This window comes from Sneathiella marina (genome assembly GCF_023746535.1).
Taxonomy (GTDB): Bacteria; Pseudomonadota; Alphaproteobacteria; order Sneathiellales; family Sneathiellaceae; genus Sneathiella; species Sneathiella marina.
The window spans coordinates 2,674,489-2,690,307 of sequence record NZ_CP098747.1; the positions used below are offsets into that span (position 1 = coordinate 2,674,489).

A 15,819-nucleotide genomic window follows, 5' to 3' on the forward strand; every position below is an offset into this window, starting at 1 on the left:
CGTAATAACTTGTAAGCTTCGACTTAACGCTTGGAGAACTGGAAGCTCCGGCGTGCTTTCGCCCGACCGTATTTTTTCCGTTCCACAACCCGACTGTCGCGTGTCAGGAAGCCTTCAGCTTTCAAAGGAGGCCGCAATGCAGGCTCATAATATGTCAGGGCTTTGGAAACACCGTGACGTACAGCACCAGCCTGTCCGGATAAACCGCCCCCTTTAACCGTACAAATGACATCAAACTGGCCAACGCGATCGGTAACTTCAAACGGCTGCAACAAAAGCATCCGTAGAACCGGGCGGGCAAAATAGTTTTCCTGATCCCGACCGTTTACGGTTACCTTACCAGTACCTGGCTTGATCCAGACGCGGGCAATAGCATTTTTCCGCTTACCAGTGGCATAGGAACGGCCTTGCTCGTCGATTTTTGGATCCGGCAGGACAACATCAATGACTTCAACCGCTTCAATGACTTCTGCACCGGCTTCCACACCAGCGTCTGCGGCAGGCGCATCAGCTGCGGCAGCGCCGCTCGTCAGGTTTTTCAGATCCTCAAGGGAGTTTGCTTCATCAGCCATACTTAGGCTCTCCTTACGTTCTTGGAATTCATGGAAGCTACGTCCAGAACTTCGGGGTTTTGTGCTTCATGAGGATGTTCCGCTCCGGGATAAACACGGAGGTTACTAAATTGTTCACGGCCCAAAGCACCGCGTGGGATCATCCGCTGAACAGCTTTCATAATCATGCGTTCAGGGTTATCGCCACCCAGGATCTTCTCCGCTGTACGGCTTTTGATGCCGCCAGGATATCCTGTGTGCCAATAGAAAACTTTGTCGGTCAGTTTTTTGCCCGTCAATGCAACTTTTTCAGCATTGATGACAACAACATGATCACCGCAGTTGATGTTCGGCGTGAACATGGGCTTATGCTTGCCGCGCAAGCGGTTCGCAATAATCGAGGCAAGACGACCAAGAACGAGGCCTTCAGCATCGATCAGCAGCCATTTTGATTCCACCTCGGAGGGTTTCGCAGAATAGGTTTTCATTTTAAACTCAGCCTTCGCTGTAGCGTGCCATAACAAAACAAGGGGAGCACGTCGCTCCCCGGTATTGCGCGGATATAATCTCTGTTGATGTTCATGTCAAACGAAATAACGTAATTATTTCACTGATTTATGAATACGGTATTATATTACCCTATAAATTCTGTTTTTTGGGCGGAATGGCATATGTCAAGGTTACATGGGCGACCGGATCTTCAATTCCAATGGAATAAATGGATATTTCTCCGGTGGCAAGAGTCTTACCCAGTTTCAATATATTTCCCCTGGCGACGATGTCACCGGGCGCCGGCTTGCGCAAAAAATTAATGTTCAGATTTGTCGTTACGGCAAGTGCCACCGGCCCAATTTGAGCAAGCAATAAAAGATACATCCCGGCATCTGCCAACGCCATCATAGTCGGACCGGATACCGTGCCGCCCGGACGCAGATGTTGCTCGGTTACCGACATTCGAATGGTAATAGTCTTGTCGTCCACATGCTCAACCCGCATATTCATGTGGTCTACCTGCGGGAAATGCTCACGATTGAAGTCTTCAAGCATTTTGGCTGTCATCAGGGGCACTATCGATTTCTCCATTTTTTTTAAATTATTCGTGAAACCATAAGCAGCGCCCTTATAGAAGGCAACAGTTTCCCTTTATAAGAACCATGTTGCAAAGATCATCCAGTCATTGATCCCCTGCCATAATAAGCTATGTTATGATCAACAATATAAAACAAGTTCGCTGCGCAAGGAACGGGAGGGACCATGTCTGAAAGAATCAAAGAAGAAATGTTAGACGAAGACGCGGTCGTCCTGACTATTTCTAATAAAATAGCGACAATACAGCTAAACAATCCGGCAGCTCGAAACGCGCTCTCTACCGGCGTCATGGCGAGCATTCAGGAAATTCTAGACCGCCTTCATGATTCCAAGGATGCCCATGTGGTCATACTGGAAGCCGTCGGACCGGTATTTTGCTCAGGGCATAATCTGAAAGAAATTGTCGGGATTGATCGTGAAGCGGCGATGCTGGCGCTATTTGAGCAATGCAGCAATATGATGCAGAGTATTGTCAACCTACCGAAGCCAGTGATCGCCAAGGTTAATGGTATGGCAACGGCAGCCGGGACGCAATTGGTCGCCTCCTGTGACCTCGCTTTTGCCTCCTCAACATCAAAATTTGCAACGCCGGGTGTTAATCTGGGTTTGTTCTGTTCGACACCGATGGTCGCCTTAAGTCGCAATGTGTCCCCGAAACACGCCATGGAGATGCTGTTGGGCGGAGAATTTGCGGACGCGGAGCAAGCGGCCCGAATTGGATTAATTAATCATGCCGTCGCGGAAGAAGATCTAGACCGAACCGTTCAGGATTTTGCAACCCGCATCGCGTCAAAATCGCCCCTCACCGTGAGAACCGGAAAGGCAGCTTTTTATAATCAGCTGACAATGCCGTTAGATGACGCCTATGCATATACCTCTCGTGTCATGTCTGAAAACATGCAGACATTAGATGCTCAGGAAGGCATAAACGCCTTTTTGGAAAAACGTGACCCTAAATGGCGCGGTGAATAATCCTTATGGATCATGACAATTATGATGACGCTTATATCGGCGATATACTGAATTCTGTCGAAACGATCGCTGTTGTCGGCGCCAGCGACAATCCGGCCCGTCCCAGCTATTATGTAATGAAATATATGAAGCGTAAGGGGTTTCGCCAGATTCCGGTCAATCCCGGCAAAGCTGGCAGCGAAATTATTGGGGAAACCGTCTACGCAACTTTACGCGATATTCCCGAACCAGTAGATATGGTCGATTGCTTTCGCGCCAGCGAAGCTATTCCGGGCATTGTTGATGAGGCGATTGAAATCGGGGCGAAAGTGATCTGGATGCAACTTGGTGTCCGTCATGATGAAGCCGCAGCCAAGGCTGAAGCAGCCGGCCTAAAAGTTGTCATGAATAAATGCCCGAAAATAGAATTCGGCCGATTGTCCGGTGAAATAGCCTTTATGGGCGGGCGATCCGGCGTAATTTCCGCAAAACGTCAAAAACTTGTCAGAAAGAAATGAAATGAGCGATCCCAAATTTGAAACCTTATCCATTCATGCCGGAGCAACACCGGATCCGACCACTGGTGCCCGTGTAACCCCTATTTATCAGACGGCATCCTATGTTTTTGACGATGTGGATCATGCCGCAGAGTTATTTAATCTCCAGGCTTTCGGCAATATTTATAGCCGGCTTACCAATCCGACCAATGCCGTTCTTGAAGAACGGGTTGCTACGCTTGAAGGCGGTGCAACAGGCCTTGCCGTCGCATCAGGTCATGCTGCACAACTGGTGACGTTTCATACATTGATGGAGCCGGGTGATGAATTCCTGGCGTCAACAAGATTATACGGCGGATCGATTACCCAATTCGGCCAGGCTTTCAAGAAATTTGACTGGAATGCCATTTTCGTCGATCCAAAAGACCCTGAAGATTTCCGCAAAGCTCTGACACCAAAATGCAAGGCCATCTTTATCGAGAGCCTCGCCAATCCCGGCGGTGTCATGACCGATATTCAAGCCATTGCCGACATTGCCCATGAAGCGAATATCCCTCTTATCGTTGATAATACGCTGGCCACACCGTTTCACTGCCGCCCCATAGAATGGGGTGCTGATATTGTTTTACATTCCGCCACAAAGTTTCTTGGCGGGCATGGAAACTCCGTCGGCGGCATTATTGTCGATAGCGGAAAATTTGACTGGCGAGGCTCCGGGAAATTCCCAACAATGAGTGAGCCACACCCCTCCTATCACGGTTTGAAATTCCATGAGACTTTCGGCGAGCTGGGCTTTGGTATTGCATGCCGCGCCTTGGGCCTTCGTGATTTGGGGCCGGCATTGTCCCCTTTCAACGCCTTCTTGATCCTGACGGGCATTGAAACCCTGCCCCTTCGCATGGAGCGTCATAGTCAAAATGCCCTTGCCGTTGCCAACTATCTCAAGGATCATGATAAGGTTTCCTGGGTTTCCTACGCGGGACTGCCCAGCGACCCTTATTACGAACTGGGGCAAAAATACCTCAATGATGGTGCCGGCGCGGTTTTGACATTCGGCATCAAAGGCGGTTATCTCGCCGGCATTCAAATGGTCGAGAACATGGAGTTATTCTCACATCTGGCCAATATCGGCGATACCCGCAGCTTAATCATCCATCCAAGTTCGACCACCCATCGCCAACTTGAGGAAGAGCAGCAAGTGGCCGCCGGTGCGGGGCCGGATGTTATCCGGTTATCCATTGGTATCGAGAATATTGACGATATTATCGCCGATCTGGAACAATCGCTCTCCAAGGTTACCGTAACCGACTAACGATCATAGGTCGCAAGTTCGATTAAGTTGAGATCCGGGTCCCGCACGTAAATGGATGTGATGGGCCCGGTTGCTCCGGTACGGCTAACAGGCCCCTGTAGTATGGGAATTGATGCTGCTTTTAACCTGCTCTGTATAGCGGCAAGACTTCCTGAGAGGATAAAACAAAGATCGGCGGTTCCCGGCTTCGCAAGATATGCCCTTGGCTCCAGTTCTTTTCCTTGAATATGCAGATTGATTTTTGAACGCCCGAACGTCAGCGCTTGCCGCCCTTCTCCAAATACTTCAAATCCCATTTCCAGAACATCGCAATAAAATGCTTTGGTCTCGTCAAGATTTGCGACGGTTAATACGAGATGGTCTAACCGGTCAATCATAAGAACGTCTTCCATACAATTCGTGAACCACAAACAGGCTGAAAGTTAGGACAATAATACCTCCGGCCTGATGCAATGCCCCCAGTGAAACAGGAACGACGTAAAGCAAGGTGAGGATGCCAATAAAAATTTGAAGAAAGACGACAATCAATAAATAGGATATTGAGGATCGGACGGACAGAGCAATATTCTGGTCCCGGCTTATCAGGTATAGAAGAACGCTTATTACGGCAATAACATAGGCAACCATCCGATGGGAAAACTGGATAGCAGCCGGATTTTCCAGAAAATTCACGTACCAGGGCTGCATATACAAAAATTCTTCCGGCACAAACTGACCCGCCATGAGCGGCCAGTCATTAAAGACAAAACCGGCATTCAATCCGGCGACAAATCCGCCAATCAGTATTTGTAGGGAAATGAGGATAAGCAGGGTCATGGACCAGAACCGTACCGACCTGTCATCCCGACTAGCACGGCTCTTTTCCGGGCGCAAAAGATCAAAAACTGTCCACAAGATCACTGAGTAGATCAAACTGGCAAGCGCCAGATGCGCTGTTAAACGGTAATGGCTGACATCCGGATCATCAACGAGGCCGCTCTTGACCATGAACCAGCCCATGCCTCCTTGTAAGCCGCCCAAGATAAGAAGAATGGCCAATCGTGGTACCAATTTCCCACGGATTCTACCAAAAACAAGAAACAGGACAAACGGGATAAAGAAAGCCAGCCCAATGATCCGGCCAAGGACACGATGGGCAAACTCAAAGGCATAGATCCCCTTGAATTCAGATAACGACATTCCCTTGTTCACTTGTTGATATTCGGGAAAGGCTTTGTATCTTTCAAACTCCGCCGTCCATGCTTGATCACTGAGTGGTGGCAACCAACCTGTAACAGGTTTCCAGTCAGTCATGGACAATCCTGAATTTGTCAGCCGGGTAACACCGCCCAGGACGATCATCACAAATACCAGTATTGCCACCAGAATCAGCCAGGAAACGATCAGTTTCCGATTAGTCGGAAGGACGTCAGAAGGCGATTTGATTTGCTCATTTTCCATGGTTGGCAACATACCGGACTACCGACAGAAAGCAATGCCTTGCGACTATCCGTCGCAGATCTATGACGCCTCCCTGACATTCAGACGGCCGGTCAAATCCGCTTGCTTAATCGTATAGAGCTGATCCAGAAAATGGGGCAGGAAGCTCCCTGGTCCCTGTGATTTTCTTGCCGCCATTTCCCCTGCGATACTCACCAGAGAAACCGCATTTCGCGCCGCTGTATAGGGAGTTTCACTAACCGCAGAAAATGCGCCGGTAATTGCCGTCAGGATACAACCCATTCCCGTAATAGCCGGCATCATGCAGGAACCATTTGCATGAATCGTACAGGTTGTTGCATCAACCACGACATCTTCCGGACCGCTAATTGCAATTGCCTCAACATCAAATTCAGATATCAAGGATTGTGCGGCGGGGATTGCATCAGAGGGGTCATACAGGCTATCCACCCCTTTTGACTGGATTTGTTGGTTGGCAAGCGCCAGAATTTCGCCGCCATTTCCTTTAACGATTGAACGATGTGCGTTTTTAATCAGTGCAAGCGCCGTTTCAGTTCGCAAAGCACTCGCTCCGGCACCCACGGGATCGATCACAATCGGGATTTTCTTCTCGTTGGCGAAACCCACAGCAAGCTTCATACTGTCGATCTGTTGAATATCCAGCGTCCCTATATTGATCACCAGGGCATTGGATATGCCGATAATTTCTTCCAGCTCCTCTGGCGCATGGGACATAAGAGGAGAGGCACCCAGTGCCAACAGCGCATTTGCCGAAAAATTGGTGACAACAAGATTGGTGATATTGTGAACCAATGGCCGGGATTCACAAATCATTTCATAGTCTGACCAGATTGACTCAATAATTGACTGTTGCATGTTCTTGCTTCCATTTATGTAGTTGCAGGAAACGTGACATCAACAAGCGACCAAAGGATCGTTATCTGACAACGGCACACTCCCTACGCTGGTTTTAACCAGATCAGGTTCAAAGGGACTGGCAAACTTGCCATCTCAGCAATGGCGCCCCCGGGGTTGTAACAGCAGCACTCTACTGTTTATATTCGTGCGCTGTCTAGTTGATTTACTCAAATTACATTGTCCGGCAATCAGAAGCGAATGATCTACCGGAAGGCAGCTCTCCAGCCGCTGGCCAGAACCATTACTCCGTATCCTGACCGTTATGTACTACTGAGCACTGGATTAGAAATGGGATTTGATCCTGAATACAAAAAAAGCCCGGAGATCCGTAGAAATCCGGGCTTTTCTATTGGTCGGGCAGGCGAGATTCGAACTCACGACCCCTTCACCCCCAGTGAAGTGCGCTACCAGGCTGCGCTACTGCCCGACAAGGTAACATCTGGCTTTCGGAGGCGCACTATACTGATCTGCCTCCGCAATGGCAACGCCCGTTATAGCGCTCTCTTCACTTTTTTGATCTCGAAAAAGGATCTATTTGCCGGATCAGCCGAGCATCTTCTTCATGTCTTGAAGATCCCCAAGAAGTGAGCGAAGTTTTTCCCGGCTTTCGTCCGGCAAACCGCCACCTGAATCGGAAATTGTTTCGGCCGCCCGGGCCAGTGCCGGGTTACTATCCTGGCGCGCTGCAGAAACCATGGCATCAACGTTCCCGCCAGATGTCATCTTGCCGCCCTGCTCTTTCAGCAATTTTTGCGCGCCTTTGATCGTATACCCGTGTTTATACAGAAGATCCCGAATTCCGCGAATTAACTCCACGTCAGCTGGTCGATAATATCGTCTGCCGCCGCCTCTTTTTAAAGGTTTAACGATTTTGAACTTGGTTTCCCAGAACCGCAGCACATGTTGCGGTACATCAAGCTCGGCAGAGACCTCGCTGATTGTACGAAAAGCGTCAGGTGATTTTTGCACCTTTTTAGCGCTAGAATGTCCCTGCCCTGCGGCCATATTTATCAGCCCTCGCGGTTGCCGTTATTAATCTTGTCTTTCAGAACATGTGAGGCCCTGAAGACGAGAACCCGGCGCGGATTTATGGGCACCTCTTCCCCGGTCTTCGGATTGCGTCCGATCCGGCCGTTCTTCTGACGAACCTGGAGACTACCGAAAGACGAAATTTTGACGGTTTCTCCGTCCACCAATCGATTAGAGATTTCTGCGAGTACGGCTTCTACGTGATCGGAGGACTCGTTTCGCGAAAGTCCAACTTGCTGATACACAGCTTCTGCCAAATTTGCTCTGGTCAATGTATTTTTTGTCATGATACCACCCTGTTACTCCCAATTAAGAATTAACACAGGATGTTCATGCGTCAATAATAAAGGCGTAAATACTATCAGTTGTGGGCATAAAATGCGGTTTTCTGCAATAAAACGCTGTAACCAATTGAAATCGAAAAGGCTTTCAGCCGCCGAATCCTATAAGACTGGAAAGAGATTCGCGTTTTACCAGCGAACCAGTGCGGAGCCCCAAGTAAATCCGCCCCCCATAGCTTCCAACAAGAGGATTTGTCCCCGTTGCACCCGACCATCCCGGACAGCTTCATCCAGGGCCAGAGGAACAGAAGCGGCTGAAGTATTTCCATGTTTATCGACAGTTAGGACAACTTTCTCAGAGGGAAGTTTAAGTTTTCGTCCCGTCCCGTCTATGATCCGCTTATTTGCCTGATGGGGAATAAGCCAATCAATATCATCAGCCGACAAACCGGTCGCAGCCAGCGCTTCCACGACAACGCTGGCCAGATTTGTGACAGCATGGCGGAATACTTCCTTCCCTTCCATGCGAAGGAAACCTGTTGATTGGGTTGAAGAAGGCCCACCGTCAACATACAGGAGATCATGCTTTTCACCGTCTGAATGAAGATGGCTGGTCAGGATGCCCCGGTCATCCGACGTCCCTTCCCCTTCTTCCGCTTCCAGAATTATCGCACCGGCCCCATCCGCGAAAAGCACGCAGGTTGTCCGGTCCGTCCAATCAATGATCCTGGAAAAGGTTTCCGCCCCAATGACCAAAGCGCGATTTGCCTGGCCTGACTTCACAAAATTATCGGCCGTCGCCAAAGCATACAGAAAGCCGGTGCAAACCGCCTGAATATCAAACGCAAAACCGCCGGTCATGCCAAGATTTTTTTGCACCACTGTCGCCGTCGCCGGAAAAGTTTCATCTGGGGTTGCGGTCGCAAGAACAATCAGATCAATATCATCCGCCGTCAGACCAGCCATATCCAAAGCAGCCCGTGCGGCATGAGTTGCAAGATCAGAGGTAAGTTCGCCCTCTGCCGCGATATGCCGTTGCTTGATTCCTGAGCGTGCAACAATCCATTCGTCAGTCGTATCGACCATTTCCGATAATTCGGCATTGGTCAGAATACGTTTTGGTAGATAAGAACCTGTCGCGGTAATCACTGAGCGGCGCATTTAATTCCTATTCTGTCCGGCATCTTCAAGTGTGCCAGCGGATTTTTCCACTTTCGGATCAGCCGGAGAGGCTGCGCCGTTATTAATTGTTTCAGCATCGGCTTCATCGTCCGATGCCGCCGCATTGTTACTCATTTGCGCGGCCATATCAAATTTTTCAAAATGATCTTTCATTTTGACGATCATATCATCTGATACCATTTCAATGGCAACGCCGATAGCGTTTGCAAATCCGGTTTCATCTGTACCCCCATGGCTTTTCACGCAAATACCGTTCAAGCCGAGAAGCACACCCCCATTATACGCACGCGGATCTAAACGTTCTTTCAGGATATTAAGGCCACCACGGGAAAGCAGGTAGCCAATTTTTGCCATAAGCGAGCTGGCAAACCCGGCGCGGAGAAAATCCGAGAACATACGAACCACGCCCTCTGCCGTCTTCAGCGCCACATTTCCAGTAAAACCATCCGTTACAATTACATCAACGGTGCCTTGCGTTATGACATCCCCTTCGACAAATCCTTCATAGACGAAAGGAGGATTTTCGATAGCTTTTAGACGATCACCGGCTTCCTTTACGGTATCATTGCCCTTGAGCTCCTCAATACCGACATTAAGAAGGCCAATGCGCGGTGGTACACGTCCAAGCACGGCTCTGGCGAAATCAGCGCCCATAAAAGCAAACTGAACCAGATTATCGGCATCGCACTCAACATTTGCGCCAAGATCAAGCATGACCGTTTCGCCTTTTGGTGACGGAAACACCGAGGCAATTGCGGGCCGGTCAATTCCCTGCATCATCCGAAGCGAGAATTTTGCCATTGCCATTAGGGCGCCAGTATTGCCAGCAGATACAATTGCACCCGCTTCCCCGTCCCGAACAGAGTCAATGGCAAGCCGCATACTGCTCTTGCGCCCCTTGCGGAGCGCCTGGCTTGGCTTGTCTTCCGATTTGATCGCTTGATCCGTATGCCGTAGCTCGCAAATATTGGCCACGCCTGGATACGCGGCCAGGAGCGGCGTAAGCCTCGCCTCATCACCGAAAAGCAAAAACCGGGCTTGTGGAAAGCGGATACGAATGAGATCAACGCCTTTAACGACGATGTCGGGGGCATAATCCCCGCCCATCGCATCAAGGGCAATGACAATATTCTCACTCATTTACACTTCCTGTTTCCTGCCACGGAATATCAGCTAACTAATGACTAAAGCGTGTCGCCGGCTTCGAGCACTTCCCGATCGCCATAATGACCACATTCGCTACAAATATGGTGTGAGCGTTTTAACTCTCCACAATTTTGACATTCCTGTGCTTGTGTGGATGCCAGCGAATCATGTGCACGACGCATGTTACGTTTCGATGGGGTGGTTTTTCTCTTTGGTACAGCCATTTTCTTAGTCTCTCACTCAGTCAACCTCAATCGAGGTCAATATTAAATTTCGTAGAAATGATAAAATTTAGAACACTCATATCATTTCTTGTTCATCAAGTCCTTTAAATTTGCAAAAGGTCTGTGAACCTCCTGCGCTATCTCTGTCTCTCCGGCGTTTTCTGCCATATTCACCGGAGCAATATTTTCTGCCCGCGGATACGGATCCAGGGCCAACGCGATTTGCTCAGCCACAATATCCATCATGTCAATTTGCCCATTGACAATCAGTTCGGGCAAATCCTCTTCATCCATGCCAATGACATAATCAACTTCGTCGGACACCACATCTTCTTTGTCGAAGGTATAGTACACCATGAATTCTACATCAATAGTCTGCGACACTGGCTCAAGCGTCGCCACGCAAGCTTGCACCGCATGCGCTTTCAACGCCGCCGATACTTCTATTTTATCAGTCTTCTGCTGCCGTCTCAAAACGCCTGACATCATGACGCCAGACAAACCGATGATCCCAAGGCCATCAGCCAATGATTTGCATTCGTCTTTCGTTGCCTGAATGTTGATTTTAATCGGGTCGCGTCCCAATCCTTCAACATTAATCAACCGAGAGACCTCAGCCCCGGTCTTCGACATAGCAAGACACCCTTCTAACAATAAGACCGCATGCGATCTTTCCTGGTCCGGCACGCCGGCATACGATTCGAAGGCCGGAAAATACTGGTTTCAGGCGATCCGGTCAATTGATTTTTCCAGAAGCGCATTTCACTCATTTTACGAGACCAAACCGGCATCGTAAAATCGCCGCTGCAGGTCACATTATTTCTCGTTAAGAACGCCGAAAACTACCTTTCCGGCCTTAAAATCCTCCTCACTTTGAGTTGCAAGCAAAGCATCCGAAGACCGGATATAAGCCGCCATCCGGGTCACTGCTTCAGTCGTTACATCTTCGAAGGTACCGTAGTGGTTCCTCCGCAGCGCCTCTTCCAGCGTTTCCTCGCCACCGTCCAGGGCTTGTTCATATGCAACAACTCTGCCGTAAAAGACCTTAGCCATCTGCTTGATGCGTTTACCAACACTCAGGTCGCCAACCCCTATCTCCCGAAGGGATTGATCCATATCCGCGAACATATGATCGAACACTTTTTGTGAGAGCTTTTTCTCAAGGGCGCTCTTGCCTTTCAAATGCCGCATCACCAAAAACGCATGCAAGGAGATCATCTCATATCGACCATCTATTGTATCCGGCACCGCTGCCGTCTGATAGAACGCCGGTTGACGGGCTTGCTTCACAATTTCCGCATATAAATCACCCGCGGCTTGCTCGATAGGGTCGCGCCGAAATAAATTCCCAAAAACCACTTTAGTACTCCCGGCTCACTTTGACGGCATCGGCAACTTTTGCCAAAATGCACGTGATTGCGAAGAAAAATTGACTTTTGCTGGATGACAAGCCATTTATGGGCCATGAATTAAGCATTAAGTTGGTGTTCGTCAACTCAAAGCCGCATTATGATAAAGGTACCATGATTAAAATCAGAACAGGTCTTTGCATCGCGCTAACGGGGATTGCCCTTTCAGCTTGTTCGCCCATTGAAACGGATCAGGGCTACCGGGTGGATCCAGAACAGCTTGCCCTGATCGAGACGGGCATCACCAACAAGGATGGCGTAGAGCAACTGATGGGCTCCCCCTCAAGTATCGCGACCTTTCAAACCGAAGGGGATGCCTGGTATTATATCAGCAGCAAAACCGAGCATTTGGCCTTCCTGCCGAAGGAAGTCGTCTCCCGTGATGTGATTATCGTCAAATTCGATATTAACGATGTGGTCGCCGAAATTGAAGATTATGGGAAAGAGCAAGGAACCGAAATTGAAATGGTCGAACGGACCACGCCTACCGGCGGCCGTAAGCTTGGCTTCTTCGAACAAATCTTCGGAAACCTCGGCCGTTTCAATACCGGGGAACAATAGGATCTCAACAAAAAAAGCCCCCGAACAAGTCGGGGGCTTTCTTTTTACCTCTATTGAAAAGCGTCGTGCTTAGTGCGCCATAACCGCCAGCAGGAGCAATGCAATAATATTGGTGATCTTGATCATCGGATTAACCGCTGGACCTGCTGTATCTTTGTATGGATCCCCGACGGTATCACCAGTAACCGCTGCGGCATGGGCATCTGTTCCCTTACCACCGTGATTACCATCTTCGATGTATTTCTTGGCATTATCCCAGGCACCGCCGCCTGCTGTCATGGAAACAGCTACGAACAAACCTGTCACGATAACACCCAAGAGCATCGCACCGACCGTCGCAAAGGCCGCTGACTTGCCGCCAATGAACATCATTACAAAGAAGACAACAATTGGTGCCAGCAAAGGCAGCAAGGATGGAATAATCATTTCCTTGATCGCCGCTTTCGTCAGCAGGTCAACTGCCCGACCATAATCGGGTTTGCCGGTGCCTTCCATAATACCCGGAATTTCCTTGAACTGACGGCGCACTTCCCGCACCACCGAGCCCGCAGCCCGTCCAACAGCCATCATACCCATGGCACCGAACAGATACGGCAACAAGCCGCCCAGGATCAGACCAACCACGATATACGGATTTTGCAAGCTGAAATCGAGGGTAACGCCCTGGAAGAAAGAAAACTGTGTTTCCGACGCATTCTTGATAAAGAACGCCAGATCTTCCGTATAGGCCGCGAACAGAACCAACGCGCCCAGTCCGGCGGAACCAATGGCATAGCCTTTGGTCACTGCTTTCGTTGTGTTCCCGACCGCATCAAGGGCATCTGTTGTCTTGCGGACTTCTTCATCCATTTCCGCCATTTCAGCAATACCGCCGGCATTATCCGTAACCGGGCCATAGGCATCAAGGGCAACGATCATTCCAGCCAGTGCCAGCATGGTTGTCACCGCAATGGCGATACCAAACAGGGCTGCCAGATTGTAGGAGACGATAATCCCCGCACAAATGATAATAGCAGGAACCGCCGTTGCTTCCATGGACACTGCCAGTCCCTGAATGACGTTCGTACCATGACCGGTTTCGGACGCCGCCGCGATGCTGCGCACCGGACGGTATTCAGTGGACGTATAGTATTCGGTGATCCAGATCAGAAGACCGGTCACAACCAAACCGACAAGACCGCAAAGGAACAGGCTCATGCCGGTGAATTCCTTGGTGCCAATTGTGAAAACCGTATCCATGCCGATGGTCATGTCCGTTACGGGCCACAAGGCAAAAGCTGACAAGATTGTCGAGGCCAGGAAGCCTTTATACAAGGCGCCCATGATATTGTTGCTAGAGCCCAGCTTGACGAAGAATGTTCCGATGATGGAGGTCAGGATACAGACCGCCCCGATCATCAGGGGATATCCCATCAGCACCGTGTCACCAGCGAAATAAATGGAGCCCAGAACCATGGTCGCAACAACTGTCACAGCATAGGTTTCAAACAGATCTGCGGCCATACCCGCACAATCGCCCACGTTATCCCCGACGTTATCGGCAATAACCGCCGGGTTGCGGGGATCATCTTCTGGAATACCGGCTTCAACCTTACCCACCAGATCGGCACCGACGTCGGCACCTTTTGTGAAGATACCGCCACCAAGACGGGCGAAAATGGAAATCAGGGAGGCACCCAGGCTCAAGGCAACAAGGCTGTCTATCAACCCGCGACCTTCAACACCGGAGGAAACAAGGTAAGCATAATAGCCGGCAACTGCCAACAGGGCCAGGCCCACAACCAGAAGGCCGGTTACCGCACCCGCTTTAAAGGACACATCAAGGCCTTCTTTCAGGCTTTTGGATGCAGCCTGTGCAGTCCGGACATTTGCCCGAACGGAAACATGCATGCCAATAAAACCGGCGAGACCAGACAGCACAGCGCCGATCAGAAAACCAATGGCGACTTTTAGTCCCAAAAGAAGGAACAAAATTACAACGATTACAATGCCGACTATACCAATTGTCATATACTGACGGTTCAGGTAAGCGGTCGCCCCCTCTTGAATTGCGGCAGCGATTTCCTGCATTCGTGCCGTACCGGCATCACTTGATAGAACCGATCTTCCTGCATACGCACCATAAGCCAAGGCTATGATTCCACAGACAATCGGCATCCATAATTCTACTGACATTATTTCAACCCCATTAGTTTTAAAAAAGGCCACCGAACAGATGGCCTCGCTAATTTGTTGCAGTCCCTCTTTACGAAGTCCCCTCCTACATGCCTTTTTTATATTTAAAAGACTTTATCGCGGCGTAGAATGCCAGATAACCAACCGCTTCGCAAGCAATTGGACCGCAACAAACCCGCCCTTTCCGCAACTGCAGCCGAAACTTGGTGACCAAACGGACGTTCAATCGCGCCACTAAAGTATGGAAAATCCGGAAAGCTGTTTTTTCCAAATCAAAACAAATACTTGAAAATGAAATATATTTTACCGAAGTCGTCGCCTGAAATCGCGAATTCCATTTTTTTATAATATAAATCAATTTAACTTCAGATATTTTCCCAATACTTCGCGAAATAAAGATCCAGATCTGCCGAAATTTCTCGAATTGCTGAAACTCTTCAGTTTTTTTTAATAGCTGTTGGCTTATTCCTCCGATCCATGCTATCCGAGCGCCAGAGAATTCCAGGAGAGAATGACAATGAATTTAGACAAGATTTCAGCCGGCAAAGATATCCCATGGGACGTGAATGTCGTCATTGAAATTCCATTGGGTGGCGTGCCCGTCAAATATGAAGTCGACAAGGACAGCGGTGCCATGTTCGTTGACCGTTTCCTGCACACCGCCATGTTCTATCCGTGCAATTACGGGTTCATTCCCCATACATTGGCTGATGACGGCGATCCGACGGATATGCTGGTTGCCGGCCCGATCCCGGTCATACCCGGTGCCGTCATCCGCGCCCGCCCTGTCGGGGTCCTGATCATGGAAGACGAAGCAGGACAGGACGAAAAGATCCTGGGGGTCCCGGTCGATGCGCTGCATCCTTATTATTCCAATATTTCGAACTTTACGGACCTGCGCGACGTATTGCTGGACCAGATTTCCCATTTCTTCGAGCATTACAAAGACCTGGAAGCTGACAAATGGGTCAAGATTGTCCGCTGGGGTGATGCAGACGAAGCCGCCGCAATGATCCAGAAATCCCTCGTAGACGGGGCAAAAATAGGCTAAAGC

Annotated in this window: 19 protein-coding genes, 1 tRNA gene and 1 riboswitch; of the genes, 5 read left to right on the forward strand and 15 right to left on the reverse strand. The window is 49.6% G+C overall.

Annotated features, from left to right (window positions below):
• Positions 1 to 23 precede the first annotated feature (23 nt).
• The 3 genes from rpsI to NBZ79_RS12795 all read right to left on the reverse strand — a co-directional run bounded on the left by rpsI (position 24) and on the right by NBZ79_RS12795 (position 1,610).
• Positions 24 to 572, reverse strand: a complete 549-nt coding sequence (gene rpsI / locus NBZ79_RS12785; RefSeq protein ID WP_420854538.1) for a 30S ribosomal protein S9 — start codon at positions 570 to 572, stop codon at positions 24 to 26.
• Positions 573 to 574: 2 nt separating this feature from the next.
• On the reverse strand, positions 575 to 1,039 hold the full coding sequence (rplM, locus tag NBZ79_RS12790) for a 50S ribosomal protein L13 (protein ID WP_251932860.1): 465 nt from the start codon (positions 1,037 to 1,039) through the stop codon (positions 575 to 577).
• A gap of 151 nt (positions 1,040 to 1,190) precedes the next feature.
• Positions 1,191 to 1,610, reverse strand: coding sequence for a PaaI family thioesterase (locus NBZ79_RS12795; RefSeq protein WP_251938079.1), 420 nt, complete (start codon positions 1,608 to 1,610; stop codon positions 1,191 to 1,193).
• A gap of 195 nt (positions 1,611 to 1,805) precedes the next feature.
• On the opposite strand from NBZ79_RS12795, the gene NBZ79_RS12800 reads away from it, so the two are divergent.
• From NBZ79_RS12800 to NBZ79_RS12810, 3 genes are read left to right on the forward strand one after another with little or no spacing between them, the layout of a single operon-like run.
• Positions 1,806 to 2,612, forward strand: coding sequence for an enoyl-CoA hydratase (locus NBZ79_RS12800; protein WP_251932861.1), 807 nt, complete (start codon positions 1,806 to 1,808; stop codon positions 2,610 to 2,612).
• A gap of 5 nt (positions 2,613 to 2,617) precedes the next feature.
• Positions 2,618 to 3,109: a CoA-binding protein gene (locus NBZ79_RS12805; RefSeq protein ID WP_251932862.1), complete on the forward strand. Its 492-nt coding sequence runs from the start codon at positions 2,618 to 2,620 to the stop codon at positions 3,107 to 3,109.
• Position 3,110: 1 nt separating this feature from the next.
• The gene (locus tag NBZ79_RS12810) at positions 3,111 to 4,400 is read left to right on the forward strand and encodes an O-acetylhomoserine aminocarboxypropyltransferase (protein WP_251932863.1); all 1,290 of its coding nucleotides are present in this window, start codon (positions 3,111 to 3,113) and stop codon (positions 4,398 to 4,400) included.
• On the opposite strand, the gene NBZ79_RS12815 is transcribed toward NBZ79_RS12810, so the two are convergent.
• The 11 genes from NBZ79_RS12815 to NBZ79_RS12865 form a co-directional block, all read right to left on the reverse strand.
• Complete coding sequence (locus tag NBZ79_RS12815; RefSeq protein ID WP_251932864.1) at positions 4,397 to 4,777, reverse strand: VOC family protein; 381 nt, start codon at positions 4,775 to 4,777, stop codon at positions 4,397 to 4,399. The genes NBZ79_RS12810 and NBZ79_RS12815 overlap by 4 nt on opposite strands.
• A complete protein-coding gene (locus NBZ79_RS12820) occupies positions 4,770 to 5,840 on the reverse strand; it encodes a COX15/CtaA family protein (protein ID WP_251932865.1) in 1,071 nt (356 codons plus the stop codon). Before NBZ79_RS12820 ends, NBZ79_RS12815 begins: the two co-directional genes overlap by 8 nt.
• Before the next feature lie 60 nt (positions 5,841 to 5,900).
• Positions 5,901 to 6,716: a hydroxyethylthiazole kinase gene (gene thiM / locus NBZ79_RS12825; protein WP_251932866.1), complete on the reverse strand. Its 816-nt coding sequence runs from the start codon at positions 6,714 to 6,716 to the stop codon at positions 5,901 to 5,903.
• Between the two features lie 62 nt (positions 6,717 to 6,778).
• Positions 6,779 to 6,878: riboswitch (TPP riboswitch) on the reverse strand.
• A gap of 230 nt (positions 6,879 to 7,108) precedes the next feature.
• A tRNA-Pro gene (locus NBZ79_RS12830) sits at positions 7,109 to 7,185 on the reverse strand.
• Between the two features lie 116 nt (positions 7,186 to 7,301).
• Positions 7,302 to 7,763, reverse strand: a complete 462-nt coding sequence (locus NBZ79_RS12835) for a MerR family transcriptional regulator (RefSeq protein WP_251932867.1) — start codon at positions 7,761 to 7,763, stop codon at positions 7,302 to 7,304.
• Between the two features lie 5 nt (positions 7,764 to 7,768).
• Complete coding sequence (locus tag NBZ79_RS12840; RefSeq protein ID WP_251932868.1) at positions 7,769 to 8,074, reverse strand: integration host factor subunit alpha; 306 nt, start codon at positions 8,072 to 8,074, stop codon at positions 7,769 to 7,771.
• 183 nt (positions 8,075 to 8,257) lie between these two features.
• Positions 8,258 to 9,229, reverse strand: a complete 972-nt coding sequence (locus NBZ79_RS12845) for a beta-ketoacyl-ACP synthase III (protein WP_251932869.1) — start codon at positions 9,227 to 9,229, stop codon at positions 8,258 to 8,260.
• Positions 9,230 to 10,390 carry a phosphate acyltransferase PlsX gene (gene plsX, locus NBZ79_RS12850; RefSeq protein WP_251932870.1) on the reverse strand — a complete coding sequence of 387 codons (1,161 nt, stop codon included), beginning with the start codon at positions 10,388 to 10,390 and terminating at the stop codon, positions 9,230 to 9,232.
• 44 nt (positions 10,391 to 10,434) lie between these two features.
• Complete coding sequence (rpmF, locus tag NBZ79_RS12855) at positions 10,435 to 10,620, reverse strand: 50S ribosomal protein L32 (RefSeq protein ID WP_251932871.1); 186 nt, start codon at positions 10,618 to 10,620, stop codon at positions 10,435 to 10,437.
• A gap of 81 nt (positions 10,621 to 10,701) precedes the next feature.
• On the reverse strand, positions 10,702 to 11,253 hold the full coding sequence (locus NBZ79_RS12860) for a YceD family protein (protein WP_251932872.1): 552 nt from the start codon (positions 11,251 to 11,253) through the stop codon (positions 10,702 to 10,704).
• Positions 11,254 to 11,436: 183 nt separating this feature from the next.
• Complete coding sequence (locus NBZ79_RS12865) at positions 11,437 to 11,979, reverse strand: ubiquinol-cytochrome C chaperone family protein (protein WP_251932873.1); 543 nt, start codon at positions 11,977 to 11,979, stop codon at positions 11,437 to 11,439.
• Positions 11,980 to 12,056: 77 nt separating this feature from the next.
• On the opposite strand from NBZ79_RS12865, the gene NBZ79_RS12870 reads away from it, so the two are divergent.
• Entirely contained in the window at positions 12,057 to 12,590 is a 534-nt protein-coding gene (locus NBZ79_RS12870; protein WP_251932874.1) for an outer membrane protein assembly factor BamE, read from the forward strand.
• A 69-nt stretch (positions 12,591 to 12,659) separates the two neighbouring features.
• Here the strand turns inward: NBZ79_RS12870 and NBZ79_RS12875 are convergent, their stop codons facing one another.
• Positions 12,660 to 14,765, reverse strand: a complete 2,106-nt coding sequence (locus NBZ79_RS12875) for a sodium-translocating pyrophosphatase (RefSeq protein WP_251932875.1) — start codon at positions 14,763 to 14,765, stop codon at positions 12,660 to 12,662.
• 517 nt (positions 14,766 to 15,282) lie between these two features.
• On the opposite strand from NBZ79_RS12875, the gene ppa reads away from it, so the two are divergent.
• Positions 15,283 to 15,816: an inorganic diphosphatase gene (gene ppa, locus NBZ79_RS12880; RefSeq protein ID WP_251932876.1), complete on the forward strand. Its 534-nt coding sequence runs from the start codon at positions 15,283 to 15,285 to the stop codon at positions 15,814 to 15,816.
• Positions 15,817 to 15,819 lie beyond the last annotated feature (3 nt).

Bases quoted from the DNA above. Each gene is read 5' to 3' on its own strand.
- rpsI (WP_420854538.1), bottom strand. From the start codon at position 572: ATGGCTGATGAAGCAAACTCCCTTGAGGATCTGAAAAACCTGACGAGC.
- rplM (WP_251932860.1), bottom strand. From the start codon at position 1,039: ATGAAAACCTATTCTGCGAAACCCTCCGAGGTGGAATCAAAATGGCTG.
- NBZ79_RS12795 (WP_251938079.1), bottom strand. From the start codon at position 1,610: ATGACAGCCAAAATGCTTGAAGACTTCAATCGTGAGCATTTCCCGCAG.
- NBZ79_RS12800 (WP_251932861.1), top strand. From the start codon at position 1,806: ATGTCTGAAAGAATCAAAGAAGAAATGTTAGACGAAGACGCGGTCGTC.
- NBZ79_RS12805 (WP_251932862.1), top strand. From the start codon at position 2,618: ATGGATCATGACAATTATGATGACGCTTATATCGGCGATATACTGAAT.
- NBZ79_RS12810 (WP_251932863.1), top strand. From the start codon at position 3,111: ATGAGCGATCCCAAATTTGAAACCTTATCCATTCATGCCGGAGCAACA.
- NBZ79_RS12815 (WP_251932864.1), bottom strand. From the start codon at position 4,777: ATGATTGACCGGTTAGACCATCTCGTATTAACCGTCGCAAATCTTGAC.
- NBZ79_RS12820 (WP_251932865.1), bottom strand. From the start codon at position 5,840: ATGGAAAATGAGCAAATCAAATCGCCTTCTGACGTCCTTCCGACTAAT.
- thiM (WP_251932866.1), bottom strand. From the start codon at position 6,716: ATGCAACAGTCAATTATTGAGTCAATCTGGTCAGACTATGAAATGATT.
- NBZ79_RS12835 (WP_251932867.1), bottom strand. From the start codon at position 7,763: ATGGCCGCAGGGCAGGGACATTCTAGCGCTAAAAAGGTGCAAAAATCA.
- NBZ79_RS12840 (WP_251932868.1), bottom strand. From the start codon at position 8,074: ATGACAAAAAATACATTGACCAGAGCAAATTTGGCAGAAGCTGTGTAT.
- NBZ79_RS12845 (WP_251932869.1), bottom strand. From the start codon at position 9,229: ATGCGCCGCTCAGTGATTACCGCGACAGGTTCTTATCTACCAAAACGT.
- plsX (WP_251932870.1), bottom strand. From the start codon at position 10,390: ATGAGTGAGAATATTGTCATTGCCCTTGATGCGATGGGCGGGGATTAT.
- rpmF (WP_251932871.1), bottom strand. From the start codon at position 10,620: ATGGCTGTACCAAAGAGAAAAACCACCCCATCGAAACGTAACATGCGT.
- NBZ79_RS12860 (WP_251932872.1), bottom strand. From the start codon at position 11,253: ATGTCGAAGACCGGGGCTGAGGTCTCTCGGTTGATTAATGTTGAAGGA.
- NBZ79_RS12875 (WP_251932875.1), bottom strand. From the start codon at position 14,765: ATGTCAGTAGAATTATGGATGCCGATTGTCTGTGGAATCATAGCCTTG.
- ppa (WP_251932876.1), top strand. From the start codon at position 15,283: ATGAATTTAGACAAGATTTCAGCCGGCAAAGATATCCCATGGGACGTG.